Source organism: Zavarzinia sp. CC-PAN008 (genome assembly GCF_051903925.1).
Classification (GTDB): Bacteria; Pseudomonadota; Alphaproteobacteria; order Zavarziniales; family Zavarziniaceae.
Window position 1 is genome coordinate 3,466,031 of record NZ_CP173678.1, and the last position, 26,610, is coordinate 3,492,640.

The 26,610-nt window shown below is 70.2% G+C and carries 24 protein-coding genes; 17 read left to right on the top strand and 7 right to left on the bottom strand.

Going from position 1 to position 26,610, the window contains the following annotated elements; all coding sequences use genetic code 11:
• Positions 1–96 precede the first annotated feature (96 nt).
• Both ACI6GS_RS16285 and trpE read left to right on the top strand, forming a co-directional pair.
• Positions 97–2,007 carry a peptidyl-prolyl cis-trans isomerase gene (locus tag ACI6GS_RS16285; protein WP_439814504.1) on the top strand — a complete coding sequence of 637 codons (1,911 nt, stop codon included), beginning with the start codon at positions 97–99 and terminating at the stop codon, positions 2,005–2,007.
• A gap of 46 nt (positions 2,008–2,053) precedes the next feature.
• On the top strand, positions 2,054–3,568 hold the full coding sequence (gene trpE / locus ACI6GS_RS16290; RefSeq protein WP_439814505.1) for an anthranilate synthase component I: 1,515 nt from the start codon (positions 2,054–2,056) through the stop codon (positions 3,566–3,568).
• 33 nt (positions 3,569–3,601) lie between these two features.
• On the opposite strand, the gene ACI6GS_RS16295 is transcribed toward trpE, so the two are convergent.
• Positions 3,602–4,042: a hypothetical protein gene (locus tag ACI6GS_RS16295; protein ID WP_439814506.1), complete on the bottom strand. Its 441-nt coding sequence runs from the start codon at positions 4,040–4,042 to the stop codon at positions 3,602–3,604.
• 84 nt (positions 4,043–4,126) lie between these two features.
• A complete protein-coding gene (locus tag ACI6GS_RS16300) occupies positions 4,127–5,440 on the bottom strand; it encodes a divergent polysaccharide deacetylase family protein (RefSeq protein ID WP_439814507.1) in 1,314 nt (437 codons plus the stop codon).
• Between the two features lie 192 nt (positions 5,441–5,632).
• On the opposite strand from ACI6GS_RS16300, the gene ACI6GS_RS16305 reads away from it, so the two are divergent.
• The 8 genes from ACI6GS_RS16305 (at position 5,633) to ACI6GS_RS16340 (ending at position 12,740) form a co-directional block, all read left to right on the top strand.
• Positions 5,633–6,205, top strand: a complete 573-nt coding sequence (locus tag ACI6GS_RS16305) for an anthranilate synthase component II (RefSeq protein WP_439814508.1) — start codon at positions 5,633–5,635, stop codon at positions 6,203–6,205.
• Positions 6,202–7,236 (top strand): anthranilate phosphoribosyltransferase, encoded by a 1,035-nt coding sequence (trpD, locus tag ACI6GS_RS16310; RefSeq protein ID WP_439814509.1) that lies wholly within the window; start codon positions 6,202–6,204, stop codon positions 7,234–7,236. The genes ACI6GS_RS16305 and trpD overlap by 4 nt, the downstream gene beginning before the upstream one ends.
• Entirely contained in the window at positions 7,233–8,021 is a 789-nt protein-coding gene (gene trpC / locus ACI6GS_RS16315; protein WP_439814510.1) for an indole-3-glycerol phosphate synthase TrpC, read from the top strand. Before trpD ends, trpC begins: the two co-directional genes overlap by 4 nt.
• Complete coding sequence (gene moaC / locus ACI6GS_RS16320; RefSeq protein ID WP_439814511.1) at positions 8,018–8,494, top strand: cyclic pyranopterin monophosphate synthase MoaC; 477 nt, start codon at positions 8,018–8,020, stop codon at positions 8,492–8,494. Before trpC ends, moaC begins: the two co-directional genes overlap by 4 nt.
• A complete protein-coding gene (locus ACI6GS_RS16325) occupies positions 8,491–9,720 on the top strand; it encodes a molybdopterin molybdotransferase MoeA (protein WP_439814512.1) in 1,230 nt (409 codons plus the stop codon). Before moaC ends, ACI6GS_RS16325 begins: the two co-directional genes overlap by 4 nt.
• 132 nt (positions 9,721–9,852) lie before the next feature.
• Positions 9,853–10,803, top strand: coding sequence for a prolyl aminopeptidase (gene pip / locus ACI6GS_RS16330; protein WP_439814513.1), 951 nt, complete (start codon positions 9,853–9,855; stop codon positions 10,801–10,803).
• Positions 10,804–10,810: 7 nt separating this feature from the next.
• A complete protein-coding gene (locus tag ACI6GS_RS16335) occupies positions 10,811–12,127 on the top strand; it encodes a flavin monoamine oxidase family protein (RefSeq protein ID WP_439814514.1) in 1,317 nt (438 codons plus the stop codon).
• Positions 12,128–12,143: 16 nt separating this feature from the next.
• Complete coding sequence (locus ACI6GS_RS16340; protein ID WP_439814515.1) at positions 12,144–12,740, top strand: HD domain-containing protein; 597 nt, start codon at positions 12,144–12,146, stop codon at positions 12,738–12,740.
• Positions 12,741–12,966: 226 nt separating this feature from the next.
• Here the strand turns inward: ACI6GS_RS16340 and ACI6GS_RS16345 are convergent, their stop codons facing one another.
• A complete protein-coding gene (locus ACI6GS_RS16345) occupies positions 12,967–14,403 on the bottom strand; it encodes an aldehyde dehydrogenase family protein (RefSeq protein WP_439814516.1) in 1,437 nt (478 codons plus the stop codon).
• 237 nt (positions 14,404–14,640) lie between these two features.
• On the opposite strand from ACI6GS_RS16345, the gene ACI6GS_RS16350 reads away from it, so the two are divergent.
• The 4 genes from ACI6GS_RS16350 to ACI6GS_RS16365 all read left to right on the top strand — a co-directional run bounded on the left by ACI6GS_RS16350 (position 14,641) and on the right by ACI6GS_RS16365 (position 18,442).
• A complete protein-coding gene (locus tag ACI6GS_RS16350) occupies positions 14,641–14,859 on the top strand; it encodes a hypothetical protein (RefSeq protein ID WP_439814517.1) in 219 nt (72 codons plus the stop codon).
• An 81-nt stretch (positions 14,860–14,940) separates the two neighbouring features.
• A complete protein-coding gene (locus ACI6GS_RS16355) occupies positions 14,941–15,411 on the top strand; it encodes an META domain-containing protein (RefSeq protein ID WP_439814518.1) in 471 nt (156 codons plus the stop codon).
• A gap of 64 nt (positions 15,412–15,475) precedes the next feature.
• The gene (locus ACI6GS_RS16360; RefSeq protein WP_439814519.1) at positions 15,476–16,477 is read left to right on the top strand and encodes an NUDIX hydrolase; all 1,002 of its coding nucleotides are present in this window, start codon (positions 15,476–15,478) and stop codon (positions 16,475–16,477) included.
• A 129-nt stretch (positions 16,478–16,606) separates the two neighbouring features.
• A complete protein-coding gene (locus tag ACI6GS_RS16365) occupies positions 16,607–18,442 on the top strand; it encodes a flavin-containing monooxygenase (protein WP_439814520.1) in 1,836 nt (611 codons plus the stop codon).
• 18 nt (positions 18,443–18,460) lie between these two features.
• On the opposite strand, the gene ACI6GS_RS16370 is transcribed toward ACI6GS_RS16365, so the two are convergent.
• Positions 18,461–18,865, bottom strand: coding sequence for a hypothetical protein (locus ACI6GS_RS16370; protein WP_439814521.1), 405 nt, complete (start codon positions 18,863–18,865; stop codon positions 18,461–18,463).
• Positions 18,866–18,889: 24 nt separating this feature from the next.
• Complete coding sequence (locus tag ACI6GS_RS16375) at positions 18,890–20,605, bottom strand: NAD-dependent malic enzyme (RefSeq protein WP_439814522.1); 1,716 nt, start codon at positions 20,603–20,605, stop codon at positions 18,890–18,892.
• A 242-nt stretch (positions 20,606–20,847) separates the two neighbouring features.
• Here ACI6GS_RS16375 and nadA point away from each other — a divergent pair, with 242 nt between their 5' ends.
• The 3 genes from nadA (at position 20,848) to nadC (ending at position 24,461) form a co-directional block, all read left to right on the top strand.
• On the top strand, positions 20,848–21,894 hold the full coding sequence (gene nadA / locus ACI6GS_RS16380) for a quinolinate synthase NadA (protein WP_439814523.1): 1,047 nt from the start codon (positions 20,848–20,850) through the stop codon (positions 21,892–21,894).
• A 70-nt stretch (positions 21,895–21,964) separates the two neighbouring features.
• The gene (locus ACI6GS_RS16385) at positions 21,965–23,560 is read left to right on the top strand and encodes an L-aspartate oxidase (RefSeq protein WP_439814524.1); all 1,596 of its coding nucleotides are present in this window, start codon (positions 21,965–21,967) and stop codon (positions 23,558–23,560) included.
• Positions 23,561–23,612: 52 nt separating this feature from the next.
• Positions 23,613–24,461 carry a carboxylating nicotinate-nucleotide diphosphorylase gene (nadC, locus tag ACI6GS_RS16390; protein WP_439814525.1) on the top strand — a complete coding sequence of 283 codons (849 nt, stop codon included), beginning with the start codon at positions 23,613–23,615 and terminating at the stop codon, positions 24,459–24,461.
• Between the two features lie 15 nt (positions 24,462–24,476).
• On the opposite strand, the gene ACI6GS_RS16395 is transcribed toward nadC, so the two are convergent.
• Together ACI6GS_RS16395 and ACI6GS_RS16400 are read right to left on the bottom strand one after the other, a co-directional pair.
• On the bottom strand, positions 24,477–26,093 hold the full coding sequence (locus tag ACI6GS_RS16395) for a methyl-accepting chemotaxis protein (RefSeq protein WP_439814526.1): 1,617 nt from the start codon (positions 26,091–26,093) through the stop codon (positions 24,477–24,479).
• Positions 26,090–26,434 carry a hypothetical protein gene (locus ACI6GS_RS16400; RefSeq protein WP_439814527.1) on the bottom strand — a complete coding sequence of 115 codons (345 nt, stop codon included), beginning with the start codon at positions 26,432–26,434 and terminating at the stop codon, positions 26,090–26,092. Before ACI6GS_RS16400 ends, ACI6GS_RS16395 begins: the two co-directional genes overlap by 4 nt.
• Between the last annotated feature and the right edge of the window lie 176 nt (positions 26,435–26,610).

The window sequence follows — 26,610 nt, forward strand, 5'->3', positions numbered from 1 at the left end:
GGTCCTTTCCTGATCGATCGGCGGCGAGTGATCGCTTGCCGGGCGCGCTTCTATCATGAGATACGGGGCGGTCCCGACGGCTTCCTTGCGTAGATCATGCTTCAGACCATGCGCGCCGGCGCCGCGAGCTGGGTCGTCAAGATCCTCTTCGTGGTGCTCATCATCTCCTTCGCTGCCTGGGGCATCGGCGATGTCCTGCGCACGCCGCCCAATACGACGGTGGCGCGCGTGGGCGATGTCGACATCAGCGAGACCCAGTTGATCAACGAGTTCCAGCGCCAGGTGGCGCTGCTTCAGCAGATGGTGGGGCCCGACTTCACCGCGGCCGAGGCCCGCCAGCGCGGCCTGGTGCGCGATTCGCTGGATCGCCTGGTGCAGCAGGCGGCGATCTCGGCCGAAGTCGACCGCCTGGGCCTGACGGTCAGCGACGAGATGCTGGGCAAGGAACTGGTCAACAACCCGCAGCTGCGCGACCCGTTCGGCAATTTCGACAAGACCCAGCTGCAGTTCATGCTGCGCAGCCAGGGCATGAGCGAGCAGGAATTCCTGAATCGCCTCCGCGGCGACCTGGCGACGCAGCAGCTGAGCGGCACTGTGTCGGCCGGCATTGCGATGCCGGCGTCCGTCGTCGAGCGGCTGTACCGCCATCGCGAGGAGCGCCGCGTCATCACCTGGTTCGTGGTGCGCGATGCCGCCCTGCCCGAAGGCACGATGCCGACGGACGAACAGGTCCGCGCCTATTACGACGGTCACCAGGACGACTACCGCGTGCCGGAGCTGCGCGCCGTCGATGTCGCCTGGGCCGACCCGGCCAACCTGGTGGGCGAGGTATCGGTCGACGACGCCCAGATCGAGGCCGCATTCGAGGAACGCCGCGGCGAGTTCGGCGTCCCCGAGAAGCGAGAAGTGCTGCAGCTGATCTATCCGGAGAAGGCGGCGGCCGACGCCGCGCGCGCGCGCATCGTCGGTGGCGAGGACCTGCTGAAGGTCGCCAAGGAAACGACAGGTGCCGAGGCGGCCGACGTCAACCTGGGCCTGATCGGCAAGGACGCCCTGCCCGCCCCCGTGGCGGATGCCGCCTTCGCCCTGGCCGACCAGGCCGTGAGCGAGCCGGTGCAGAGCCCGTTCGGCTGGCACCTCTTCAAGATCGCCCGAATCGAACCGGGGCACGAGGCCACGCTGGAGGAGGTGCGCGACCGCCTGCGCAGCGATCTGGCCCTGGCCGCAGCCGCCGACCGCCTGGCCGCGACGCGCAGCCAGGCGGAGGACGCCCTGGCCAGCGGCGGTGCGCTGGACGACACCGCGCACCAGCTGGGCTGGCAGTTCAAGCGCTTCACGATCGACGCCAATGGGCGCGAGCGGTCCGGCACGGCTCCCGCTGACCTGCCGCAGGCCGGCGACTGGCTGCGCCAGGTCTTCGCCGCCAACCAGGACGAGCACAGCGACCTGCTGGACAGCGACGCGGGCGGCTACCTGGTGTTCCAGGTGGCCGAAGTGATCCCCGCCGCGGTGAAGCCGCTGGACGAGGTCCGAACCCAGGTGGTCGAGGCCTGGCTGGCGCAGGAGCGCCGCCGCATCGCGCAGGACAAGGCCAATACCCTGGCCGAGAAGGCCCGCGTGGGGGCCGACATGGCCGCCCTGGCCACCGAGGCGGGGGACGCCATCGTGCAGACCACCTCGCCCATCACGCGCGACGGCGCGGGCGGCACCGGTGCCGCCCTGCCCGAGGCGCTGCTGACCGCGCTGTTCAAGGGACCGGAAGGATCGACCGCCGCGGTCGCCCAGCCCAGCGAGAACGGCGTCATCGTGGGCCGCGTAGCGGAGGTGCGGGCAGCCGATCCCGCCGCCAATGCGGACCAGGTCGCCAGCCTGAAGCGTGAGTTGTCGGACCAGCTGGGTCAGGACCTGTACACCGCGTTCCAGCAGTCGGTGCGCGCCAGCGTCCCCGTCAATGTCGACTATGCCCGCGCCGACCGTGCGCTGGGCCCCAGCGACGCCCGCTTCTAGCTTTGCCTTTGTCCCTCTCCCGCCCAGACGAAGAACCGACACGACCATGAAGATCGAACCGCAGACCGACGACGTGATTGCCGCCTATGAAGCGGGGCGTCCGTCGGTCCTGTGGACGACCTTGGTCGCCGACCTGGAGACGCCCGTCTCGGCCATGATGAAGCTGGTCGGCGGGCAGCCGAACGCCTTCCTTCTGGAGTCGGTCGAGGGCGGTGCGGTGCGTGGCCGCTACTCGATCATCGGGTTCAAGCCCGACCTGATCTGGCGTGCCAACGGCAATACGTCCGAAGTCAACCGCCACGCGCGGCACGATCCCAACCGGTTCGAGCCGATGCCCGGGGGGACGCTGGATGCGTTGCGCCAGATCGTGCAGGAATCGCTGATCCCCCTGCCCCCGCACCTGCCCCCGATGGCAGCGGGGCTGGTCGGCTATTTCTCCTATGACGTCGTTCGCCTGGTCGAGCGCCTGCCGGAGCCCAATCCCGATACGCTGGGCATTCCGGATGCGCTGTTCCTGCGCCCGACCGTCATGGCGATCTTCGACAGCGTGAAGGACGTCGTCATTGTGGTGACGCCGGTCCGGCCGGAGCCTGGCGTCTCCGCCCGCGCGGCGGTAGCCCGTGCCTCCGAGCGCCTGTCCGACGTCGTCGCCGACTTCGACCGCAGCCTGCCGGCGACGGCGGTGGCGCCAGCCGAGCTCGAACTCGGCGAACTCACATCGAACTTCACCAAGGAGGAGTATTTCGAGGTCGTGCGGAGGGCCAAGGAGTACATCCTGGCCGGCGACATCTTCCAGGTCGTGCCCAGCCAGCGCTTCTCGGTCCCCTTCACCCTGCCGCCGCTGGCGCTCTATCGCGCGCTGCGCCGGACCAATCCGTCGCCCTTCCTGTTCTTCCTGGACTTCGGCGGCTTCTCGCTCGTCGGGTCGAGCCCGGAGATCCTGGTGCGCCTGCGCGACGGCACCGTGACCGTCCGGCCGATTGCGGGGACCCGGCCCCGGGGCCTGACCGATGCCGAGGACAAGGCGCTGGAAGTCGACCTGCTGTCCGACCCCAAGGAACTGGCGGAGCACCTGATGCTGGTGGACCTCGGCCGCAACGATGTGGGCCGCGTGGCAAGGATCGGCTCGGTCAAGGTGACGGAGCGCAACGTGATCGAGCGCTACAATACGGTCATGCACATCGTCTCGAACGTCGAGGGGCAGATCGACCCCAAGTACGACGCGATCGACGCGCTGCTGGCTGGCTTTCCTGCGGGCACCACGTCGGGTGCGCCCAAGGTCCGCGCGATGGAGATCATCGACGAGCTGGAGCCGCACAAGCGGACGTTCTATGCGGGCGGTGTCGGCTATTTCTCGGCCAACGGTTCGATGGATACCTGCATCATGCTGCGCACGGGCCTGGTCAAGGACGGCATGCTGCACGTCCAGGCCGGCGGCGGCGTCGTCTATGACAGCCAGCCGGAATCCGAGTACCAGGAGACCGTGAACAAGGCCCGCGCCGTCTTCCGCGCGGCCGAGGAAGCGGTGAACTTCGCCGCCCGGTCGGGGCGCGGCCAATAGGCGGCAGCGCCAGCGACAGGCCGAAGCCGCCGGTCAGACGGCGCGCGCGTCCTCGACCCGGTAGAACAGCATTTCCGGGTCGTTGGCGAGGAGGCGGAAGCGGCCCGTCACCTTGAGCGGGCGACCGGCCTGCACCGGGATCGCGGCACCGCTGGCAACCACGTCGACCACGCCGCGCAACCCGCCGGGGAAGCAGGACAGGCAGTGCCCCTCCACGCCCGACAGGATCAGGCGGCGGCCGTCAGGCACGGCATAGTCGGGCAGGACGAATCCTTCCAGCAGGACCTGGGCCCCATCCAGCGCCGCCAGGTCCTGCGCCGCGGCAAGACGCTGCCATGACAGGTATCCCTCCCGCTCGCCCACGCTGGCCAGGGGCGATGCGATCGTCATTTCGCTGAAGGCCTGCGCCGCGCGGGGTGCCGCGAGCGGGGCTGCGGCGGCGACGCACAGAAAGCTGCGGCGGGACAGGCGCATGTCACGAAACTCCGAACGACTGGCGCGCAGTGTGCGACGGCCCCCGCCGCCCGGCAAGCGCTACACTGTAACGAATGATCGTCGTCAGGACGGCGGCAGGCCGGGCTGGCGCTGGCGCAGGATCGCGGTCACGGGCACCAGCTGCAGCCCCTTGGCCTGAAGCTGTGGCAGCCAGCGGCGCAGGGCCGCGACGGTTGCCGGATGAGGGTGGCCGATGGCGATGGCCGTGCCCTGGGCCCTGGCCCTGGCCTCCGTCAGGGCAAGCTGGGCGTCGATCCGGTCAGCCTTCATGTCGTCATCCAGGAAGACGTCGCGCGACACGGCGGGGACGCCCGCCTGGTCCGCCGCCGCCTGTCCCTGGGTCGCGGCAGAGGTGCGGGAATCGAGGAACATCAGCCCCCGCCCCTTCAGCGCCACCATGACCTGGGCCATGGCCCAGCGATCCGCGGTGAAGCGGCTTCCCATGTGGTTGTTGATGCCCACGATCCCCGGCACGCGATCCAGGTTCCAGACGATGCGGCGCTCCAGCTCCTGCGGCTCAAGGCCCACCAGGAGCGCGTTGGGGCCGGGGTCGGCGCGGCCTTCCGGCTGCATGGGCACGTGCAGCATCACCTCGTGCCCCGCTGACCGGGCACGGGCGGCCAGCGTCGCCGCCCCATCGGCATAGGTCATGACCGACACGGTGATCGGCCCGGGCAGGTCCAGGACACCGGCCACATCCCGCTTTGATACGCCCACGTCGTCGATCACGATCGCGATGCGGGGCCGCCCGTCCGCCGGCGGGGCCGGCACCGCATTGGCCTGCCACGCCGGCCGACCCGCGGGGCTGGCCGGTATGGGTGGCGCGGGGGCCGGCCGGAGTGCGCCGGGCGGCACAGTCATGGCGGTCACGATGGACGCGGCAGGCGGCGGCGCGGGCCGCGGCTGGTCGACCACCACCAGCGGTTCCGGCGGCCGAGGCTGCGGCAGCGGCGCATCGCGATCGGGTTCGACCAGGCGCGGCGGCGCACCCCGGGGTACCGCGGGGGCCGGCTGTGGCGCGCGCGGGGCTGCGACCGGCACTGGCGGCGGCACCGGGTCCTGCGCCGGGGGCGGCGGCGCGGCAGCGGTCCGCACGGAGGGCGGCAGCGGTCCCGTGGCGCTGATCCAGTCCCAGACCTTGACGCCCAGGACTCCCCCGGCCCCCAGGACGAGAGCAACCCAGCCGGCCATCGCGTAGCGGCGGAAGAATGGGCCCAGGCTGACCAGGCGTCGGCCCGTGCGGGCGAGCCACCCCCCCTTGCGCCCACGCCTGGCCGGCCGCCGGCCTGCGGTGCGGCGAGTACCGGAGCGCACCGGAGTGCGCCGTTCCGGCGATCGCGATCGTCCCTTGCCCCCCTGGCTGCTGCGCCCTGCCATGCCCCTCGAACTCCAGCACAGATGCAACCGGCCAGCCCGCGAATCACGAGGCGGGCGACCCCGGCCCCATGGCTACAGCCCCGCGCGCAGGGCCGCCAGTTCGGTGCCAGCGCAGGATCGTCGCGCGGCGCATGTCACCGCCCCCCCAAAGCCTGCTTGACGCAAGGCGGCAACAAGGGGTGAATCCCGGCCATGATTGCCCTGATCGATAACTACGACAGCTTCACCTATAATCTCTTCCATTACCTGGGCGAGCTGGGTGCCGACGTGACCGTCTGGCGCAACGACGCGATCAGCGTGGACGAGCTGCTGGCGAAGCGCCCAAGTGCAATCGTGCTCTCGCCCGGCCCCTCCGATCCCGATCATGCCGGCATCTGCCTGGAGACGATCGCGCGGGCTGGCGAGCATATCCCGACCCTGGGCGTCTGCCTGGGCCACCAGGCGATCGGTCAGGCCTATGGCGGCAAGGTCGTGCGCACCACGCCGATGCACGGCAAGACCAGCCGCGTGCATCACCCGGGCAAGGGCGTCTTTGCCGGCATTCCCGACCTGTTCCAGGCGACGCGCTATCACAGCCTGGTCGTGGAGCGGGACAGCCTGCCGGACGAGCTTGAGATCACGGCTGAAACGGAGGACGGCATCATCATGGGCCTGGCCCATCGCCGCCATCCTGTCTTTGGCGTGCAGTTCCACCCGGAGAGCATCGCGTCCGAACACGGGCACCAGTTGCTGAAGAACTTCCTCCGCCTGGCGGGCAATCAATGAGCGCCGAGTTCAAGCCGGTCCTGGCCAAGGTCGCAACGGGCGCCGCCCTCACCCGGGACGAGGCGCGCGCCGCGTTCGATCTGGTGATGACCGGCAACGCCACACAGGCGCAGATCGGCGCCTTCCTGATGGGCTTGCGCGTGCGGGGCGAGGTGGTGGACGAGATCGCCGCCGGGGCGGAGGTGATGCGCGCCAGGTGCGTCCCCGTGACGGCCCCCGCCAACGCCATCGACACCTGTGGTACCGGCGGCGACGCGCGCGGCACCTGGAACATCTCGACCGCGGCCAGCTTCGTCGTGGCCGGCGCCGGCGTGCCGGTCGCCAAGCACGGGAACCGGGCGCTGTCGTCCAAGGCGGGCTCGGCCGACGTGCTGGCGGCGCTGGGCGTGCGCCTGGACCTGTCGCCCGACCATATCGCGCGCTGCATCGCGGATGCCGGCATCGGCTTCATGTTCGCGCCGCAGCACCATACGGCGATGAAGCACGTCGCCGGGCCACGGACCGAGCTGGGCACGCGGACGATCTTCAACCTTTTGGGGCCATTGTCGAACCCGGCGGGCGTGAAGCGCCAGATGGTCGGCGTCTTCTCTGACGAGTGGGTGGAGCCGCTGGCTCATGTCCTGCGTGACCTGGGCGCGGAACGGGCCTGGATCGTGCACGGCTCCGACGGCCTGGACGAGATCACGACGACCGGATCCACCCGTGTCGCCGAGTTGCGCGACGGCCAGGTCAGCACCTTCGACATCACGCCGGAGGATGCAGGCCTGCCCCGCGCCGATGGCGCCACGCTGAAGGGGGCCGATGCCACGGCCAATGCCGCCGCCCTGCGCCGCGTGCTGGAGGGCGAGGCCGGCGCCTACGCTGACGTCGTCCTGCTCAATGCGGCGGCGGCCCTGATCGTGGCGGGCCTGGCGACGGACCTGAAGGACGGCGTCGCCCTGGCCCGGACCTCGATCGCCAGCGGTGCCGCCCTGGGCCGCCTGGACCTGCTGGTCGCCCAGTCGAACGCAGTCGCGGAGGCGGCACCATGAGCGATACCCTGGCCCGCATCGTCGCCTACAAGCGCGACGACGTCGCCACACGCAAGGCCGCCCGCCCGCAAGCTGCGATCGAGGCTGCGGCCCGCGCCGCCGATCCCGTGCGGCCGTTCCGCGCGGCCCTGGAGGCCGCGACCGGCCCCGCGCTGATCGCCGAGATCAAGAAGGCCAGTCCATCCAAGGGATTGATCCGCGCCGACTTCGATCCGCCGGCACTTGCCCGCGCCTATCAGGCGGGCGGTGCGGCATGCCTGTCGGTACTGACCGATGGCCCGTCCTTTCAGGGTGACGATGCCTATCTGGCGGCGGCCCGCAACGCCTGCACGCTGCCCGCGCTGCGCAAGGACTTCATGGTCGATCCCTGGCAGATCGCGGAGTCGCGGGCACTGGGGGCCGACTGCATCCTGGTCATCATGGCGGCGGTCGACGACGCGCTGGCCCGCGACCTGGTCCAGGCGGCGAAGGACTTCGGCATGGACGCGCTGGTCGAGGTCCATGACGATGCGGAGCTGGACCGGGCGCTGGCGCTGGACGCACCGCTGGTCGGCATCAACAACCGCAACCTGAAGACCCTGGAGGTCAGCCTGGCAACGGCCGAGCGTTTGGCGCCGCGCGTGCCGGCCGACCGCCTGTGCGTGGGCGAGAGCGGCCTGGGCGCCTATGCCGACCTGGAGCGCCTGATCGCCGTGGGCGTGCGCGCGTTCCTGGTGGGTGAGTCCCTGATGCGGCAGCAGGACGTCGCCGCGGCAACCCGGGTGCTGCTGGGCCGCGCGGCATGACCGGCCTGACCCACCTGGATGCGCAGGGGCGCGCATCCATGGTCGATGTCTCGGACAAGCCGGTGACCGCCCGCGTGGCGATTGCCCGCGGTCGCATCACGATGCAGGCCGACACGCTGCAGAAGATCGTGGACGGAGCCATGCCCAAGGGCGATGTGCTGGCCACGGCGCGCATTGCCGGGATCATGGCGGCCAAGCGCACGCACGAACTGATCCCCCTGTGCCATGCCCTGGCCCTGGCCAAGGTGGCGGTCGACCTGACCCCCGCCCATGACCCACCGGCCATCGAGATCGAGGCGCAGATCCGCCTGACCGGGCAGACAGGGGCGGAGATGGAGGCCCTGACCGCGGTCAGCGTCGCCGCCCTGACCATCTATGACATGGTCAAGGCGGTCGATCGCACGATGCAGATCGGCGATATCCGCCTGGTGCACAAGTCCGGCGGCCGCACCGGCGCCTTCGACGCGGCATGAGCGGGGGCCTGATCCCGGTCGTCGAGGCCCGCCGCCGGATCCAGGAGGCGCTGGCGCCACTGGGCGTCGAACAGGTGCCGCTGCTGTCGGCCGCCGGGCGGGTCCTGGCCCGCGACGTGATCGCCCGGCGGACGCAGCCGCCCTTTGCCGTTTCCGCCATGGATGGCTGGGCCGTGCGCGCCGCCGACCTCGCCCAGGTCCCCGCCACGCTGACCCATGTGGGCGAGGTTGCGGCCGGCGCCCTCCATGACGGGACGGTGGGGCCCGGGCAGGCCGTGCGCATCTTCACCGGAGCACCCCTTCCCGCCGGAGCCGATGCCATCGCGATCCAGGAGAACGTGACGCGCGACGGGGACCGGCTGACCGTCTCCACCGCTGTCACGCCGGGCAAGCATGTGCGCGTCGCCGGCCTGGATTTCCGCGAAGGGACGGTGGGCCTGACCGCCCCCCGCCTGCTGACGGCGCGGGCCATTGCGCTGGCGGCCGCCATGAACGTGCCCTGGCTGATCGTCCGGCGGCGGCCCCGCGTCGCCATCCTGTCGACCGGCAACGAACTCGTATTGCCCGGCGAGCAGCCGACCGGCGCGCAGATCGTCTCCTCCAACACGATCGGCCTGTCGGTCATGATCCGGCGCTGGGGGGGTGAACCGGTCGACCTGGGCATCGCCCGCGACGACGAGGCCAGCCTGCGGACCGCGCTGGAAAGCGCTGCCGGCTGCGACCTGCTGGTGACGAGCGGCGGTGCCTCGGTCGGGGACCACGACCTGGTCCCGAAGCTGGTCCAGCGTGACGGCGGCGCGCTGGACTTCTGGCGCATCGCCATGCGGCCGGGCAAGCCCCTGCTGTTCGGCCGGGTGGCGGGCGGCGTGCCGATCCTGGGCCTGCCGGGCAATCCCGTCTCGACCCTCGTCTGTGCCGTGCTGTTCCTGCGTTCGGCGATCGAGCGCATGCTGGGCCTGCCGCCCAGCGATCCCGTGCGGGAGAAGGCCGCCCTGGGCCATGCCATGGCCGAGAACGACACGCGCGAGGACTATGTCCGCGCAGGGCTTACCCACCGCGCGGATGGCGTCCTGGTCGCGACGGCGTTCGAGAAGCAGGATTCGTCGATGCTGGCGACGGTTGCCCAGTCCGACTGCCTGATCGTCCGCCCGCCGCATGCGCCCGCAGCCCCCGCAGGCAGCCTGGTCGACATCGTCCGCCTGGACGACGGCCACCTGCCCATCTGAACGGTTCTTGGCTACATTCCTTCCGTTCATCCCCGCGAAGGCGGGGATCCAGGGGCCGCAAGCGCCGGTCCATGTTGCTCTGGATCCCCGCCTTCGCGGGGATGAGCGGACCAAAATCGGCAAAGGCAGATCATGAGCGGTGAACTCTATCCCGAGGTGCAACCCTACCGGACGGGGTTCCTCCAGCTGGACAGCGTGCACCGCATGTACTGGGAGGAATCGGGCAACCCCAACGGCCTGCCTGTCATCTTCCTGCATGGCGGGCCGGGCGCCGGGGCCAAGGCGGTGCACCGCCGCTATTTCGATCCCGCTGCCTATCGCATCGTCATCTTCGACCAGCGGGGCGCCGGGCGCTCGACGCCGCTGGGCGAGCTGCGCGACAACACGACCCAGCACCTGGTCGCCGACATCGAGACACTGCGCGCCCATCTGGGCATCCCGCGCTGGGTCGTGTTCGGTGGCTCATGGGGCAGCACCCTGGCCCTGGCCTATGCCCAGGCCCATCCGGATTCCTGTCTTGCGCTGACGCTGCGCGGCATCTTCCTGTGCCGCCCGTCGGAAATCGAATGGTTCCTCTACGGCATCAAGGAGGTCTTCCCCGAGAACTGGCACAAGTTCGCGAACTTCCTGCCGGAAAGCGAACGCTCCGACCTGCTGGCGAACTATCACCGCCGCCTGGTCGATCCCGACCCGGCCGTGCACATGCCCGCAGCGCGCAGCTGGAGCATGTATGAAGGCTCGTGCTCGACCCTCCTCCCCTCGGCCGACACGGTGACCAGCTTCGGCGAGGACGTGCTGGCGCTGGGCCTGGCGCGGATGGAGGCGCACTATTTCTCGAATGAAAGCTTTCTGGAGCCGGACCAGCTGCTGCGCGACGTGCCACGGATCCGCCACCTGCCCTGCGTCATCATGCAGGGCCGCTATGACATGGTCTGTCCCGCCCGTTCGGCCTGGGACCTGCACCTGGCCTGGCCGGAGGCGCGCCTGACGATCGTTCCCGATGCGGGCCACAATGGCATGGAGCCCGGCATCCGCGCTGGTCTTGTCCGCGCGATGGATGCGTTCCGGACGCTGGGGCCCTGAGCCTGCCATGACGGGGTGGAGCCGCCGCGGCATCCTGCGCGCCGGGATCGGCGCCGGACTCGCACTGTCGACCCGGCGCCCGGTCCGGGCGCAGGACCTTGACGCGGACGTGATCGTGGTCGGCGCCGGTGCCGCCGGACTGTCCGCCGCCCGCCGCCTGGTGGAGGCCGGACGCACGGTCGTCCTGCTGGAGGCACGCGACCGGGTCGGCGGCCGGGCCTGGACCGACACCAGCCTGGGCATGCCCGTCGACATGGGCGTGGCGCAGCTGGACGGCGGGCCTGACAACCCGCTGATCGCGGCCCTGGCCACCGCTGGCATCGCCACGCAACCGCAAGGCGGGCCGGACGCGATCTTTGCCGGCACCTATGCGTCCGGCGACGACGGCGTCCGCCTGGTGGCGGAGGCCGCGGCATTCCAGCGCCCCGCCATCCAGAGCCTGGTCGATACGCGGCAGGACGCAACCCTGGGCACGCTGGTCAAGCCGACCAGTCCGTGGGACCAGATCGCCGCGGCCCGGGTGGGCGTGCTGGCCACCGGCCTTGGCCTCAATGACCTGTCGGGCCTGAACCTTGGCCCGGCGCCGCTGGCCCCGCCCGTCCTGGTGCCGGGCGGCGTGGGTGCGGCGCTGGCGACCCTGGCGGCCGGCCTGGATGTCCGCCTGGGCACGGCCGTGACCCGCATCGACCACGATGCCACGATGGTTCAGGTGACGACGGCGTCAGGGGCCCTGGGTGCGCGCGCCTGCATCGTGACCGTGCCCGTGCCCATCCTTGCGGCGCGGGGGATTGCCTTCTTCACGCCCATCCCGCCCTTCAAGCAGGCGGTCTTTGCCAGCGTGCTGACCAGCCGGATCGACCGCATCGTCCTGGCACTGGAGGCCGACGCCCTGTCGGACGTGGCCCCCGATACCCGCCTGGCCCAGGTCGACCGCCGAACCGGCCTGGTAAAGGCGGCATGGCTGCGCCCCTTTGGCCAGGATGCGGCGATCCTGACCCTGGGCGGCGCGGAGGCCCAGCGCCTGGAAGCGGCGGGCGATGACGCAGCCCTGGCCTATGGCAAGGCGCTGCTGGACGACACGGTTGGCGGCGGGCGGGCGATCACCGCGCACGCCGTCACCCGCTGGGCCGCCGATCCGCTCGCGCTCGGTGCGTGTGGCTACATGAAGCCCGGCACCGCCGTGATGCGCCGCCAGCTGCAGACGCCGCTGGGCACCCGCGTGCATTTTGCCGGCGACGCGCTGGACGACATCTGGCCGGGCCGCCTGCCGGGCGCCTGGCGTTCGGGCCGCCTGGCGGCCGAGGGGGTCCTGCCCCTGCTTTGAGGTGCGAGGGAGTGCGATGCTGACCGACCGCTTTGCCGATGCCCTGACCTTTGCCGAGGGGCTGCACCGCCAGCAGACCCGCAAGGGTAACGACATTCCCTATGTGGCGCATCTGATGACGGTCGCGGCCAGCGTCCTCGAACATGGCGGGGACGAGGAAACCGCGATCGCCGCCCTGCTCCACGACGCGGCGGAGGACCAGGGCGGCATGCCCACGCTGGAGCGGATCGCCGCCCGCTTTGGGCCAAAGGTCGCCGCCATCGTCGAGGCATGCAGCGACAGCCTGACCGAGGACCCAACGGCCAAGAAGCCGTGGTTCGAGCGCAAGCAGGCCCATGTCGCCCACATGCGGGACGTGGACGCCGCCACCGCGCTGGTCATGGCCTGCGACAAGCTGCACAACGCGCAGTCCATGCTGCGCGACATCAGGCGCGACGGACCCGCGACACTGGCCCGTTTCAATGCCGGGCCACAGCAGATCCTGTGGTACTTCCGCAGCGTGGCCGACGCCCTGTCGCGGCACGGGCCGGCCGTGCCCACGGCCGACCTGCTGCGCACGGCTGACGCGATCGAGGCGCTGGTCGCGGAACACCAGCAGCCGGCCGCGCTATAGTGTTGGAGACATAACGGCTCGGCCTAGCCCGCGCCCCCGCGAAGGCGGGATCCAGAGTCGCGCAGGACGGCGCGCTTGTGTCCCTGGATCCCTGCTTTCGCAGGGATGAGCGTGATCGCGAGAGAGCCTCAAAAAATGAAAACGGCGCGACGGGGTTACCCCTGTCGCGCCGCATTCAGGTCCTTGGGACCCGGCCCCACGTGGAGCCGGGTCGTTCCGGAGGCGACTACTCGGCTGCCTGGCGCGAGCCGAGGACGGCCTTGATCTCCAGGAAATCGTGCATGCCGTACTCGCCCCACTCGCGGCCATTGCCCGACTGCTTGTAGCCGCCGAACGGTGCAGTGAAGTCGGCACCAGCGCCGTTCAGGTGCACGTTGCCGGTGCGCAGGCGGGCTGCTACCGCCTTGGCGTGCTCGACGTCGCCGGACTGCACATAGCCCGACAGGCCATAGACCGTGTCGTTGGCGATGCGGATCGCGTCCTCTTCCGTGTCATAGGGCAGGATCGACAGGACGGGCCCGAAGATCTCTTCCCGCGCGATCGTCATGTCGTTGGTGACGTTGGCGAAGATCGTCGGACGCACGTAGTAGCCGCGGTTCAGCCCTTCCGGACGGCCCGGGCCACCGGTGACGAGCGTCGCACCTTCCTTGATGCCCTTCTCGATCAGCGCCTGGATCTTGTTGAACTGCACCTCGCTCACGACCGGGCCGATCGTGGTGTCGCCCGCCGTGGGGTCGCCCACCTTGACCTTCTCGGCTGCGGCCTTGGCGATCTCGGCCGCCTGGTCGTGCTTGTGGCGCGGCACCAGCATGCGGGTCGGCGCGTTGCACGACTGGCCCGAGTTCATCATGATCTGCTGCACGCCGCCGCCCACGGCCTTCACCAGGTCGGCATCGTCCAGGACGATGTTGGCCGACTTGCCGCCCAGTTCCTGGGCGACGCGCTTCACCGTCTCGGCCGCCGCCTTGGCCACCGCGATGCCGGCGCGGGTCGACCCCGTGAACGAGACCATGTCCACGCCCGGATGGCTGGAGATCGCCTCGCCCACCGACGGGCCATCGCCGTTGACCAGGTTGAACACGCCCGGCGGCACGCCGGCCTCGTCCAGGATCTCGGCGATGATCAGCGCGTTGAGCGGCGCCACTTCCGACGGCTTCAGCACCATGGTGCAGCCGGCGGCCAGGGCCGGCGCCACCTTGCACATGATCTGGTTCACCGGCCAGTTCCAGGGGGTGATCAGGCCGCAGACGCCGACCGGCTCATAGACGATGGTCGTCGTGCCGTGCGGCTTCTCGAACTCGAAGTTCTTGAGGATGTTGGTGAAGGTCGTCAGGTGGCCGACGCCGGTCGCGGCCTGGGCCGCCTTGGACAGCCACATCGGCGCGCCCATCTCCTTGGAGATGGTCTCGGTGATCTCGGGGTAGCGGCTCTGGTAGATCGCGGTGATCTTCTCCAGCAGGGCCACGCGCTCGGCCTTGGTCGTGCGCGAGAAGCTCTCGAAGGCGCGGCGGGCGGCGGCCACGGCCTTGTCCACGTCGGCCGCGGAGCCGAGGCTGATCTGCGTGATCACTTCCTCGTTGGCGGGATTGATCACGTCGATCGTCCGGGGGGTCACGGGATCGACCCACTTGCCGTCGATGTAGAACTGCAGGTTATGTGCCATGTCCAGCGTCCCTCGTGGATCTATGCGGCTGCGGGAATAACGGTCGACCCAAAGGCAGGCTGCGCCCCGCGCCCGCCGGCCAGTGCCGGCTTCGCGCTCCTGATTACCCGACCTTGCCCGAACAATGAAGGGGGTCGTTCGGATTCATCGTACCCCAGGCTGACCGCGCGGCCGTGCCAGCGCGACATCGCGCGCCCTTAATCGCGTCTTCAGGGACAGCCTATACTCTGCCTCACCATGACCGACCTGTTGCGTATCCTGTTCCGGCGGGAGCCGCCCGCCCGCCCCGACCTGTGGCATCGCTGGGAGCCACTGTTCCCGGTCCTGCTGGCCAATGGCTGGCCGTCCCTGCCGATCGGCCGCATCTGGCGGCGCCGCACCGCGCGCGGCTGGGAATACCAGCAGGACCGCCTGCGCGACGTCGTGGCCGACCTGGTGGCGGGCTTCAGGACCTGAACCGCCGCGGCTGCGCCTGCTTTACGGAGGCCGGCCGCCGCCCCACATAGGGGGCGGATCCGCTGACCTGGTGCGCCGACCATGCCTGCCTACCGCGCTGTCTTCCTGGCCCTGGCCATGCCCACGCTCGTGCTTGCCGGGTGCCAGACGGCCCCTGCCGCCCCGCCACCCAGCGGGCCGATCCTGTCCGGCACGAACTGGCAATTGTCCGAGATCCGTCCGGGCAATGCGGGTGATGCCGTCCGGCGGCCCGCCGACCCGACCCGCTATACCTTGAGCTTCGGCGCGGACGGCCAGGTCGCCGCCCGCTTTGACTGCAACCGGGGCGGGGGGCGCTGGACCAGCGTCGGCGGCACGGGGCCGGCGGGTGCCCTGGACCTGGGGCCGCTGGTCAGTACCAAGATGTTCTGCGGGCCTGAGTCACTGGGCGACGCCTATGGCCTGGGCCTGTCCACCATCAGCTCCTACATGCTGAAGGGCGACGAACTGGTCCTGGGGCCGACGCCCGATGGCGGGCTGCTGGTCTTTGCCCCCGGCGCGGCCAGCCCCTGAGGGCGCACGCGAAGCGCCGCCAGGGAGATGCAATTCATGCTATAAGCCCTTCCAGAATCGCATGATGTCCAGCGTCGTCGCCGAGCCCCCAAGGCACCAGTCCGGTACACGGGGCGATCAGGTTGTGGTCGACCTGAGCGCCGTCGTCGTGACCGCCGACCGGGAACAGCCCCGTGTCCTGACCTTCCGCAAGGACGGCCAGCCCGACGCCCTGCCCTCGGGCCCGCTTGAGCCCGAACACCAGACGATCACCTCGGGTCTGCGCGCCTGGGTTGCGGCACAGACGCGGCTGAAGCTGGGCTATGTCGAGCAGCTCTACACGTTCGGCGACCGCGACCGCCGCACCGACGGCACCGCGGGCAGCGCGCGCGCCCTGTCGCTTGGCTATCTGGCGCTGGTGCGCAAGGCGGTGCCGGTAGAGACATCGGGTACCGCATGGGAGAGCTGGTATCACTACCTGCCGTGGGAGGACTGGCGCGAGGGGCCGCCCGCGATCCTGACCCGGATCGAGACGCAGCTTGAAGGCTGGGTCGCCGGTGCCAGCGGGCCGCAGCGCCGCGCCAGGCGCGAGCGGGTGGGCCTGGCGTTCGGCTTTGGCGCGGCGGGTCAGCCCTGGACGGACGAGCGCGTGCTCGACCGCTATGAACTGCTCTACGAGGCGGGCCTCGTCCCGGAGGCCGCGCGCGACGGGCGACCCAACGCCCTGCCAAAGGGCGAGATGCCGTGCGACAGCGCGGACATGATCTCTGACCACCGGCGGATCCTGGCCACCGCCATCGCCCGCCTGCGCGGCAAGATCAAGTACCGTCCGGTCGTCTTCGAACTGATGCCACCGGAATTCACGTTCCTGGAGCTTCAGCGCACGGTCGAGGCGCTGTCCGGCGTGCGCCTGCACAAGTCGAACTTCCGCCGCTTGGTCGAGACGCAAGGCCTGGTCGAGGAAACCGGCGGCATGACGGCCGAAACCGGGGGCCGCCCGGCGCGGCTGCTGCGCTTCCGGCCGGAAGTCATGCTGGAACGCGCGGCCCCTGGCTTGCGCCTCTCGGCGGCGCGCCGCACGGCCTGATCGCCCGCCGCGGCGCGAGGCGAATGCGGATCGCGGGTCCGCACGCGGCCGCATTCGTGCTACACCTCCGGGGATAGAACAGGCGGCAGGCCCGCGCCGGGCTCAGCCGACCGACCTGGAGGAAACGGGATGAGCCTCAACGACGTGGCCGCCGCTGCGGCCCAATCGCCGCCTGCGCTGGACTTCGACCCCTATGCCCTGCGCGAGAAGTACCGTCAGGAGCGCGACCGCCGCCTGCGCGACGACGGCAACAACCAGTGGGTCGAGGTCAAGGGCGACTTCACCCGCTATGTCGACGATCCCTATGTGGAGCCAGGCTTCACCCGCGCCCCGATCTCGGACGATGTCGACGCGCTGGTCATTGGCGGCGGCTTCGGCGGCCTGATGGCGGCGGCCCGCCTGCGCGAGGCGGGGGTGAAGGACATCCGCATCGTCGAGAAGGGCGGCGACTTTGGCGGCACCTGGTACTGGAACCGCTATCCCGGCGCGCAATGCGATATCGAAGCCTATATCTACCTGCCGCTGTTGGAAGAGACGGGCTACATCCCCAAGGAGAAGTACAGCTTCGCCGCCGAGATCCGCGAGCATTCGCAGCGCATCGGCAAGCACTTCGGCCTCTATGACAAGGCGCTGTTCCAGACCGAGATCCGCGAGATGCGGTGGCTGGAGGACGAGTCGCGGTGGCTGGTCACGACCAACCGCGACGACAGGTTCCGCGCCCGCTTCGTCGTGATGTCGAACGGCCCGCTGAACCGGCCAAAGCTGCCCGGCATACCCGGCATCGACAGCTACAAGGGCCATGCGTTCCACACCAGCCGCTGGGACTACGCCTATACGGGCGGCTCGAACGAAGGGAACCTGGACCGCCTGCACGACAAGCGGGTGGCGATCATCGGAACGGGTGCCACGGCCGTCCAGTGCGTGCCACACCTGGGCAAGGCGGCGAAGCACCTCTACGTCTTCCAGCGCACCCCCTCCTCCGTCGACGTGCGCGGCAACCGGCCGACCGACCCGCAATGGGCTGCCTCGCTGAAGCCCGGCTGGCAGAAGCGGCGGATGGAGAACTTCAACAACCTGGTCAATGGCGGCTTCGAAGAGGAGGACCTGGTCAGCGACGGCTGGACCGACATCATCCGCAGCCTGTCGGGCCTGGTGGCGATGCGTGCGGCCGATGGGGCCGACATGTCGCCGGAGGAGATGGGCCGGCAGGTCGAACTGGCCGACTTCCGGAAGATGAACCAGGTCCGCGCCCGCGTGGACAGCATCGTTAAGGATCCCAAGACCGCGGAATCGCTGAAGCCCTGGTATCGCCAGTTCTGCAAGCGGCCCACCTTCAACGACGACTACCTGCCGACCTTCAATCGGCCCAACGTGACGCTGGTGGACACGTTGGGCCGTGGCGTCGACCGGGTGACGGAGAAGGGACTGGTGTTCGACGGCGTCGAGTACGAGGTCGACTGCATCATCTTCGCGACCGGGTTCGAGGTGGGCACGGCCTACACCAGGCGCGCCGGCTTCGAGATCTATGGCCGCGACGGGCGCAGCCTGACCGATCACTGGAACGACGGGGTCAAGACGCTGCACGGCTTCTATAGCGACGGCTTCCCCAACTGCTTCCACATGGGCGTGCTGCAGAACACGCTGACGCCGAACTTCCCGCATCTGCTGGACGAACAGTCGCGCCATATCGCCGACCTGGTGGGCCGCGCCTACCAGCGCCAGGTGCAGCGCCTGGAGCCGACGCAGGACGCCGTCGCCGGGTGGGGCCAGACGATCCGCGACAAGGCGCTGATGACGTTCGAGTTCCGCAATGCCTGCACGCCCGGGTACTACAACGGCGAGGGCAAGGCCGGCGCTGGCGAGGGCCTGTTCGACGGCCTTTACGGTCCCGGCCCGATCGAGTTCTTCCAGCTCGTCAAGGATTGGCGCGCCCAGGAAAACCCGCCGGGGCTGGAGGTCCGCTGAAGCAGCCGGGACCGGCCCTCATCGAGGGCCGGTCCCTGCCTCCAGCAGCACGCAGCGGGAGAGCCCCTGCGTGTTGCGCAGCTCGGCATGGCGGCCGGCCGGGATGATGTGAACGACCGCGACATCGCCCGCGAAGACGCGCAGGGTCCTGGGCCCCTGGGTCGAGCAGCTCTGCCGGTCGGCGACCTGGAAACAGTCGGGCGGATCCTCGCCGTCGAGCGCGCGGGTCAGGATATCGCCATGGCGCTCCGCGGGCTTTGTGTAGGGTCGCTCGAACACCAGCTTTCGCGCCAGGGCCTCCGCGAAGGGGATGGACGGGCAGGCCGGGCCCGCCAGTTCGGGCGACCAGGCGCTCCACCACCATGCCGCGTAGGCGCTGCCGACCAGGAAGGCCGCCACGAACAGGCCGGCGAACCCAGCCACAAGCCACTTCCAGACCGGCACGGCCTACTGGCCCAGCAGCAGCGGGTCCGGAATGCGCGCATAGGGGCGATAGGCGGGTGTCCACATGCGCGCGGCGATCGCCGTCTCGACGACCGCCGCCGGCAAGTCGGCCGCCTGCCCCTCGCGAATTGCCTGAAGCGCCACGGCCCGGGCCACGGTCACGGCCACGGCGCGGAGGTCCGAGACGGGCGGCAGGAGGTTGGCCGTGGGATCGCCCCGTGCGGGGGAGGCCTGGGCCAGCGCCTTGGCCGCTTCCATCATCATGCCGTCCGTGATCCGCCTGGCCTGGACAGCCAGCGCCCCCAGGCCGACGCCGGGGAAAATGTAGGAATTGTTGGTCTGGTCGACCTTGAAGCGGCCGCCGGCGCGCTCCAGCGGCGGGAACGGGCTGCCTGTGCCGATCACGGCCCGGCCGTCGCTCCATGCCGCCACATCCTGCGGGGTCGCCTCCGCGCGGGACGTCGGATTGGACAGGGGGAAGATCACGGGACGCGCATGGCGGGCCGCCATCTCCCGCACGACGGCCTGCGAGAAGGCCCCGGGCTGGCCAGAGACGCCGATCAGCACCGTGGGCGCTGCATTGCGCACCACGTCGAGCAGCGCGACCTTGTCCGGCTGGTCCAGGGTCCAGGCGGCGGCCACGGCGCGCGGCTGCAGGAAGGGCTCCTGAAAGGGTGCGATGTCGTTCATGCCCTGGACCAGCAGTCCGGGCCGGTCGACCAGGTAGAAGCGCCGCGCCGCCTCGGCCTGGCTCAGCCCTGCCTCGACCAGCGCCCGCTGGATCAGGCCGGCTATGCCACAGCCGGCGGAGCCCGCGCCCAGCACTGCGATCCGCTGGTCTTTGAGCGGCACCCCGGTCACGTTGATCGCGGACAGCAGCGTGCCCGTCGCCACCGCCGCCGTGCCCTGGACATCGTCGTTGAAGGTGCAGAGGCGGTCGCGATACCGCTCCAGCAGGCGGGTCGCGTTGTTCTTGGCGAAATCCTCCCATTGCAGCAGGACATGCGGCCAGCGCCGGCTGACCGCGCTCACGAATGCCTCGACGAAATCGTCATAGGCCTGGCCGCGAACGCGCTCGTGGCGCCAGCCGACATAAAGCGGATCGGCCAGGCGGTCGGGATTGTCGGTACCGACGTCCAGGATCACGGGCAGCGTCGTCGCCGGGTCGAGCCCGCCGCAGGCGGTATAGAGCGCCAGCTTGCCGATCGGGATCCCCATGCCCCCTGCCCCCTGGTCTCCGAGCCCAAGGATGCGCTCGCCATCGGTCACGACGATGGCCTCGACCCGATCGAATCGCGGATTGGCCAGGATCTGGTCGATGCGTGCCTGGTGTGGTGGGCTGAGGAACAGGCCGCGCGGCTTGCGGAACAGGCGGCTGAACTGCTGGCAGCCGTCACCGACGGTGGGCGTGTAGACGATGGGCAGCAGTTCCTCGATGTTCTGGACCAGGAGCGCGAAGAACACCGTCTCGTTCGTGTCCTGGAGTTCACGCAGGAAGGCATAGCGCTCCAGCGGCTCGCTGAACCCGCGCAGCGCCTGGAGCCGCCGCGCCACCTGCTCGTCCAGCGTGCCGATATTGGGCGGCAGCAGGCCATGCAGGTCGAAGGCATCGCGCTCTGCCTCGGTAAAGGCGGTCCCCTTGTTCAGCAACGGGTCCGCCATCAGGTGATAGCCGGACAGGGCGGTGGCGACGGTCCGGGCGTCGTGGGCTGCGGTCATCGGGTCCTCCGGCTGCGGCGCATGTCCATTGCCGCATGGGCGGCGTGCTACGCCAAGGGCTTAGTGGCGGACGTGCGCATGGCACCTTCGCGCCGTCGCGGGAAGCCGGCGCAACGTGCCGCGAAAACGTCATAAAATCCCCTTGACTGGCTTATACTCATCCCCAGTATAAGAGGGAAGCCGCACAGGCGGCCTCTTCTTTGTGCCTGGTTATACTCATAACGAGAATAAGGAATCGCCCCATGTCCAGCCTGGGCCCCCTTCTCGACCGTGCACCGGCCGCCACCCCGTTCGTGGAGGCGCCTGTCGTGGCCCTGAGCACCATCGAGCGCCTGAAGCGGGTCGAGGCCAAGGTGCCGGAATTCGAATGGCCGGTCTTTGCCGACGACATCGCGGCGATCGAACGGCTGAAGGTCGAGCGCCGCGCGGTGGTCCTGGCCCACAACTACCAGACGCCCGAGATCTATCACGGCGTCTCGGACCTCGTGGGCGACAGCCTGGCCCTGGCCCGCGACGCGCAGGCGGCGGCCAAGGACGCGGACGTGATCGTGATGTGCGGCGTGCACTTCATGGCCGAGACGGTCAAGCTGCTGAACCCGGAGAAGACCGTGCTGATCGCCGATCCGGAGGCGGGCTGTTCGCTGGCCGAGTCGATCACGGGCGCGGACGTGCGCCTGCTGCGCGAGCGCTATCCGGGCGTGCCGATCGTCGCCTATGTCAACACCACGGCCGAGGTGAAGGCCGAGGTCGACATCTGCTGCACCTCCGGCAACGCGGTCCAGATCGTGCGCAGCCTGAACGCGCCGCGCGTCATCATGCTGCCCGACGAGTACCTGGCGAAGTGGGTCGCGACCCAGTGCCCGGAGATCGAGATCATCGCCTGGCACGGCCATTGCGAGGTGCATGAGCGCTTCACGCCCAGTGACATCGCCATGCTGCGCGACAGTCATCCTGGCCTAGTCGTGCTGGCCCATCCCGAATGCCCGCCCGACGTGATCGAGGCGGCGGACTATACCGGGTCGACCGCGCTGATGTCGGCCTATGTCCAGCGGGAACAGCCGGCCAAGGTCGTGCTGATGACCGAATGCTCCATGGCGGACAACATCGCGGCCGAGAACCCGAACGTGGAGTTCGTGCGGCCCTGCAACCTGTGCCCGCACATGAAGCGCATCTCGCTGGCCGGCATCCGCCGCGCGCTTGAGACCATGACCCATGTCGTGGAGATCGAGCCCACCCTGGCGGCACGGGCACGCGGGTCGATCGACCGCATGCTGGCCGCCGGCAAGTAGCGCAGGCACACAGCACGCCCAGTCAGTAGTTCGCCCAGTCACTCAGGCCCTACAGCCAAAGGTCTATGCCATGAACGCGGTCACGGGCTTCATCCCGGTACGTGCTGCAGTTCCCCACCGGTTGCGACCGGTTGTCGTCGGCTGTGGCATTGCGGGCCTTGCGACCGCGCTGCACCTCGCCCGCTTTGGGGAGGTGGTGGTGCTGTCGCGCGGCTCCCTGGGGCCTGACGGGGCCGCGACCGCCTGGGCCCAGGGCGGGATCGCGGCGGCGATGGCCGCCGACGACGCGCCGTCGCTGCACGCGGCGGATACGATGGCCGCGGGCGCCGGCCTGACCGATGCCGCCATTGCACTGGCCGTCGCGGAAGCGGCACCCGGCGTGATTGACGACCTGGCCCGCTGGGGCGTGCCCTTCGACCGGCATGGCGACGGATCCTTGAGCCTGGGGCTGGAGGCGGCGCACAGCCGGCGGCGCATCGTCCATGTCGGGGGCGATGCCACGGGCTTCGGGCTGCTTGTGGCGCTGGTCAAGGCGGTTCGTGCCAATGAGCGGATCGAGGTGATCGAGGGTGCGGCCCTGACCGACCTGCTGCAGGACGACCTGGGCGTGTGCGGCCTGGTCGCGGTGCGCGACGGCGCCCCCCTGACCCTGGCGACGCGGGCAGTGATCCTGGCGACCGGTGGCGTGGGTGGCCTTTATGCCCACACCACCAACCCGCTGGGGGCCGCCGGTGCGGGCCTGGCCATCGCCGCGCGCGCCGGGGCCACGATCCGCGACGTCGAGTTCGTGCAGTTCCATCCCACGGCCATCGCCGCGGGCCGCGATCCGATGCCCCTGGCGACCGAGGCCCTGCGGGGCGAGGGCGCCATCCTGGTCAACGACCGAGGCGAGCGCTTCATGGCCGACCTGCCGGCCGCCGAACTGTCGCCGCGCGACGTGGTGGCGCGCGCCGTCTGGGCGGAGCTGGTGTCCGGTTCCAAGGTGTTCCTGGATACGCGGGCGTGCCTGGGCGCCGACCTGCCGCGCCGCTTCCCCAGCGTCGCCGCGTTGTGCCGGGAAGCGGGCATCGACCCCGTCACCCAGCCCATCCCGATCCGCCCCGCCGCGCACTACCACATGGGCGGGATCAAGGTCGACGCCCGCGGACGCTCCACGCTGCCGGGGCTCTGGGCCTGTGGCGAGGTCTCGGCGACCGGCCTGCACGGCGCCAACCGGCTGGCCAGCAACTCGCTCCTGGAAGGCGCGGCCTTCGCCCGCTGGATCGCTGAGGATATTGCCGGCCAGGCGGCCCTGCGCGCGCCCAGGCCCGTTGAATGCGCCACGGTCGCGGACGCAGGCCCGGTCGATGCCGCGGCCATCCACGCGCTGCGCCATGACCTGGAACAGGCGGCCGGTGTCATCCGTGACGCCGATGGCCTGACCCAGGCCATTCTCCGCGTGGCGCCGCTGGCCCAGGGGACTGGCGTCCTGGGCGACCGGGCGCGGGTCGCCCTGATGATCCTGGTCGGTGCCCTGGATCGGCAGGAAAGCCGGGGTGCCCAGTGCCGGCGCGATCATCCCCAGGTCGCGGCCGAAGCGTGCCACAGCGACCTGCTGCTGCATCAGGTCCTGGACCGCGCCCACGCCCTGTCGAACATGCCGGCACGCGCCACCGCCTTCGCCTGATCCCCTGCAACGGCCGGTCCGCAGGGCCGGCCGTCACGACGAGCCCGTTCTCATGCCCCTGACTCCCCTGCCCCGCCTGATGGTGGAGCCGATCGTGCGCGCCGCGCTCCTTGAAGACCTGGGCCGCGCCGGCGACGTCACGACCGAGTCCGTGATCGCCGCCGATGCCACGCTGAGCGCCGTCATCGCGACGCGCCAGCCGGGCGTGATCGCCGGCACCGACTGCGCCGTGATCGCCTTTGACCTGATGCAGCCCGGGATTTCGGTGGTGGTCGAACGACCCGACGGCAGCGCGGTTTCGCCCGGCGACGTCGTCCTGCGCGTGCAGGGCAATGCAAGGGCGATCCTGTCGGCGGAACGGGTGGCGCTGAACCTGCTGTGCCACCTCTCTGGGGTCGCCACGGCGACCGCCAACCTGGTGCAGGCGGTCCAGCCGCACAAGGCCCGCATCATCGACACGCGCAAGACGACCCCCGGGCTGCGCGCGCTGGAAAAGCGCGCGGTCCGCGCCGGTGGGGGCGACAATCACCGCTTCGGCCTGGATGACGCGGTCCTGATCAAGGACAACCATATCGCCGCCGCCGGCAGCATCACGGCGGCGGTCGCCCGCGCTCGCGCCCATGTCGGCCACATGGTGAAGGTGGAGTGCGAGGTCGACACCCTGGACCAGCTGCACGAGGCGCTGGCCGCCGGCGTCGACGTCGTCCTGCTCGACAACATGACCCCGGCCCAGCTGAAGGACGCGGTCGCCATCGTCGCCGGCCGCGCCGTTACCGAAGCCTCGGGCCGCGTCACGGCCGCCACGGCGGGCGCCATCGCCGCCAGCGGCGTCGACCTGATCTCGTGCGGCTGGATCACCCACAGCGCGCCGATCCTCGACCTCGGCCTCGACATCGGGTGAGCGAAGCGGGCGAAACTAGGCCCGCAGCTTGGCCAGGAAGGTCGCGACCTCGGTCCGCAGGGCCTCGGCATCGGTGACCAGGGCCTCCGCCGCCTGGTCCAGGGCGGCGGCCGAATCGACCGCGGCCAAGCCCCCGTCGGCCGCGCGGCCGATATTGACCGCGGCGGAGGTGTTCATGTCGGCGACGCGCCGGGTCTCGCCGGCGATCCGCTCCGAAACCTGTTCCTGCGAGGCCATGGTGGCGCCGATCCGCTGGGCCGACGTGTCCAGCGACTGCACCGTGCGGCTGACCTCGGCCATCACGGTCACGGTGCGCTCGACCGTCTCGGTGATGGCCTGCGCCTCCGCCCCGATTTCCTCGGTCGCGCGGGCGGTCTGGGCGGCCAGGTTCTTGACCTCTCCCGCCACGATCGCGAATCCCTTGCCCGCTTCGCCGGCGCGCGCCGCCTCGATCGTGGCGTTGAGCGCCAGCAGGTTCGTGCGCTCCGCGATCTCGGTGATCGCATGCACGATCTGGCCGATGCGCGCGGCGCCCGCCTGCATGCGGGTCACCTCGTGGTTGCTGCGGGCGACGACGGCCACCGATTCGGTCGCAAGGTTCGTCGCCTGGCGGATCTCGGCCTGGAGCGGCCGCAGCGTGTCGAGCAGGTTGCCGGATTCGGCGACCGCGCGGCCGGCCGTGTCCGTGGCGGAGCGCACGGCCCCCTGGCTGTCGGTCAGGCTGCGCGTTCCCTGCTCGACGCTGGCGCGGGTGGCGCCGGCCAGGCTGCGCACATGATCGGCCGACTGGGCCAGGTCACGGATCAGGCTGCTCAGGCTGCGCTCCAGGTTGCCGGCCATCTCACGCGTGGCGGCGGCACGGGCGTCCTCCTCCGCCTTGCGCATGGCGTCGGCCTGGGCCGCCTGCTCGACCTGAAGGCGGCGCTCGGACTCGGCCGCTTCCCGGGCCAGGTCTAGGTCACGCTGGCGCAGGCGCTCCGTCTCGGCCGCGGCGGCGGCCAGGGCGGCACTGGTGCGCTCAGCCTCGGTCACTGACCGGTCCGCCTGATTCAGGGTCCGCTCCAGCGTCATGGTCAGCCAGGACAGGACACCGCATTCCAGGACGACGACCACGGCATGCAGCAGCACGCGCGGCAGCGAGCCGCCAGTCGGAAACACCGCATAAGGCAGCAGGAAGTTCAGCGCCAGGTGGTGCACCGCGGTCAGGCCACCGGCCAGCAGCACGATGCGCCAGTCGCAGAACGCGGCCAGCATCGCAAAGACTGCGAAATAGTACATATGCAGGTCGAGCTGCCAGGGGCCCGCCGCGCGCAGCACCAGGGCGGATGCCGCGATGACAAAGCCCGCCGCGATCAGCGCATGGGTGGAGAAGGCCTCGGGCCGGGCGCGGACCGCGACCGCCGACGCGACGCACACAGCCAGGACCAGCAGCTCGACCCCCAGGCCCAGCGTGCCGTTGATCCAGCCGACCAGCGGCACCAACGGCGCATGAACCCACAGGATGGCCCCCAGCAGGCGGGCCGCCGCCTGCCGCTGCATGGCCAGGCGCCCGGCCGGCTGTACGGCGGCGGCAGCCCCATGGCCTCGCGCGTCCTGCGCCATCAAGGGCGTCCCGATATCGACCAGGCTCACGATTCATCCCCTTCGTTGGGCCAGTTCCCGGGCAATCCGGCCTGCCCGCAGCCCTGCATCAGTCGTTCGTCAAGCAGGATCGAGCCACCGGCGCGCAGTCGGCTGAACGCCGCTGCATCGCCCGTGACCAGCCAGGTGCCGCGCGTGCCACCCGGCGCCACCGGCAACGCACCGGCCGCAACCAGACGGGCGAGCGCGTCCGCCCCGTCATGGCCGGGCACGATGGCGACGGCGCGCCCGGCATCGGCCCGGCTGACCAGGCCATCGACCGCCAGGATGGGCAGGCTGCCCAGACCCAGAACCAGGGCCGGCACCAGGCCGGTCCAGCGACTTGCACGCACCCGAGACACTCCTGCGCTACGGTCGCAAGATTGCCTAGAAATTCTTACTAGAAGGTGAACAAAACCTTTTCAGTATTTATCTAAAACTTGATTCATCTTTAGCGAAAAGATCTCGGGAACAAATCCGCCTACGCAGCATCTAGGTGAGAGGGGAAGGTTCCTTAAGCTTGGCAGCA

What these genes read in the sequence shown, in the direction of transcription:
- trpD (WP_439814509.1), top strand. Translation starts at nt 6,202, where the DNA reads ATGAGCGCCGAGTTCAAGCCGGTCCTGGCCAAGGTCGCAACGGGCGCC.
- ACI6GS_RS16335 (WP_439814514.1), top strand. Translation starts at nt 10,811, where the DNA reads ATGACGGGGTGGAGCCGCCGCGGCATCCTGCGCGCCGGGATCGGCGCC.
- ACI6GS_RS16375 (WP_439814522.1), bottom strand. Translation starts at nt 20,605, where the DNA reads ATGACCGCAGCCCACGACGCCCGGACCGTCGCCACCGCCCTGTCCGGC.
- ACI6GS_RS16295 (WP_439814506.1), bottom strand. Translation starts at nt 4,042, where the DNA reads ATGCGCCTGTCCCGCCGCAGCTTTCTGTGCGTCGCCGCCGCAGCCCCG.
- ACI6GS_RS16285 (WP_439814504.1), top strand. Translation starts at nt 97, where the DNA reads ATGCTTCAGACCATGCGCGCCGGCGCCGCGAGCTGGGTCGTCAAGATC.
- ACI6GS_RS16340 (WP_439814515.1), top strand. Translation starts at nt 12,144, where the DNA reads ATGCTGACCGACCGCTTTGCCGATGCCCTGACCTTTGCCGAGGGGCTG.
- ACI6GS_RS16365 (WP_439814520.1), top strand. Translation starts at nt 16,607, where the DNA reads ATGAGCCTCAACGACGTGGCCGCCGCTGCGGCCCAATCGCCGCCTGCG.
- ACI6GS_RS16355 (WP_439814518.1), top strand. Translation starts at nt 14,941, where the DNA reads ATGCCTGCCTACCGCGCTGTCTTCCTGGCCCTGGCCATGCCCACGCTC.
- ACI6GS_RS16325 (WP_439814512.1), top strand. Translation starts at nt 8,491, where the DNA reads ATGAGCGGGGGCCTGATCCCGGTCGTCGAGGCCCGCCGCCGGATCCAG.
- trpE (WP_439814505.1), top strand. Translation starts at nt 2,054, where the DNA reads ATGAAGATCGAACCGCAGACCGACGACGTGATTGCCGCCTATGAAGCG.
- trpC (WP_439814510.1), top strand. Translation starts at nt 7,233, where the DNA reads ATGAGCGATACCCTGGCCCGCATCGTCGCCTACAAGCGCGACGACGTC.
- moaC (WP_439814511.1), top strand. Translation starts at nt 8,018, where the DNA reads ATGACCGGCCTGACCCACCTGGATGCGCAGGGGCGCGCATCCATGGTC.
- ACI6GS_RS16360 (WP_439814519.1), top strand. Translation starts at nt 15,476, where the DNA reads ATGTCCAGCGTCGTCGCCGAGCCCCCAAGGCACCAGTCCGGTACACGG.
- pip (WP_439814513.1), top strand. Translation starts at nt 9,853, where the DNA reads ATGAGCGGTGAACTCTATCCCGAGGTGCAACCCTACCGGACGGGGTTC.
- nadA (WP_439814523.1), top strand. Translation starts at nt 20,848, where the DNA reads ATGTCCAGCCTGGGCCCCCTTCTCGACCGTGCACCGGCCGCCACCCCG.
- ACI6GS_RS16305 (WP_439814508.1), top strand. Translation starts at nt 5,633, where the DNA reads ATGATTGCCCTGATCGATAACTACGACAGCTTCACCTATAATCTCTTC.
- nadC (WP_439814525.1), top strand. Translation starts at nt 23,613, where the DNA reads ATGCCCCTGACTCCCCTGCCCCGCCTGATGGTGGAGCCGATCGTGCGC.
- ACI6GS_RS16350 (WP_439814517.1), top strand. Translation starts at nt 14,641, where the DNA reads ATGACCGACCTGTTGCGTATCCTGTTCCGGCGGGAGCCGCCCGCCCGC.
- ACI6GS_RS16300 (WP_439814507.1), bottom strand. Translation starts at nt 5,440, where the DNA reads ATGGCAGGGCGCAGCAGCCAGGGGGGCAAGGGACGATCGCGATCGCCG.
- ACI6GS_RS16385 (WP_439814524.1), top strand. Translation starts at nt 21,965, where the DNA reads ATGAACGCGGTCACGGGCTTCATCCCGGTACGTGCTGCAGTTCCCCAC.
- ACI6GS_RS16345 (WP_439814516.1), bottom strand. Translation starts at nt 14,403, where the DNA reads ATGGCACATAACCTGCAGTTCTACATCGACGGCAAGTGGGTCGATCCC.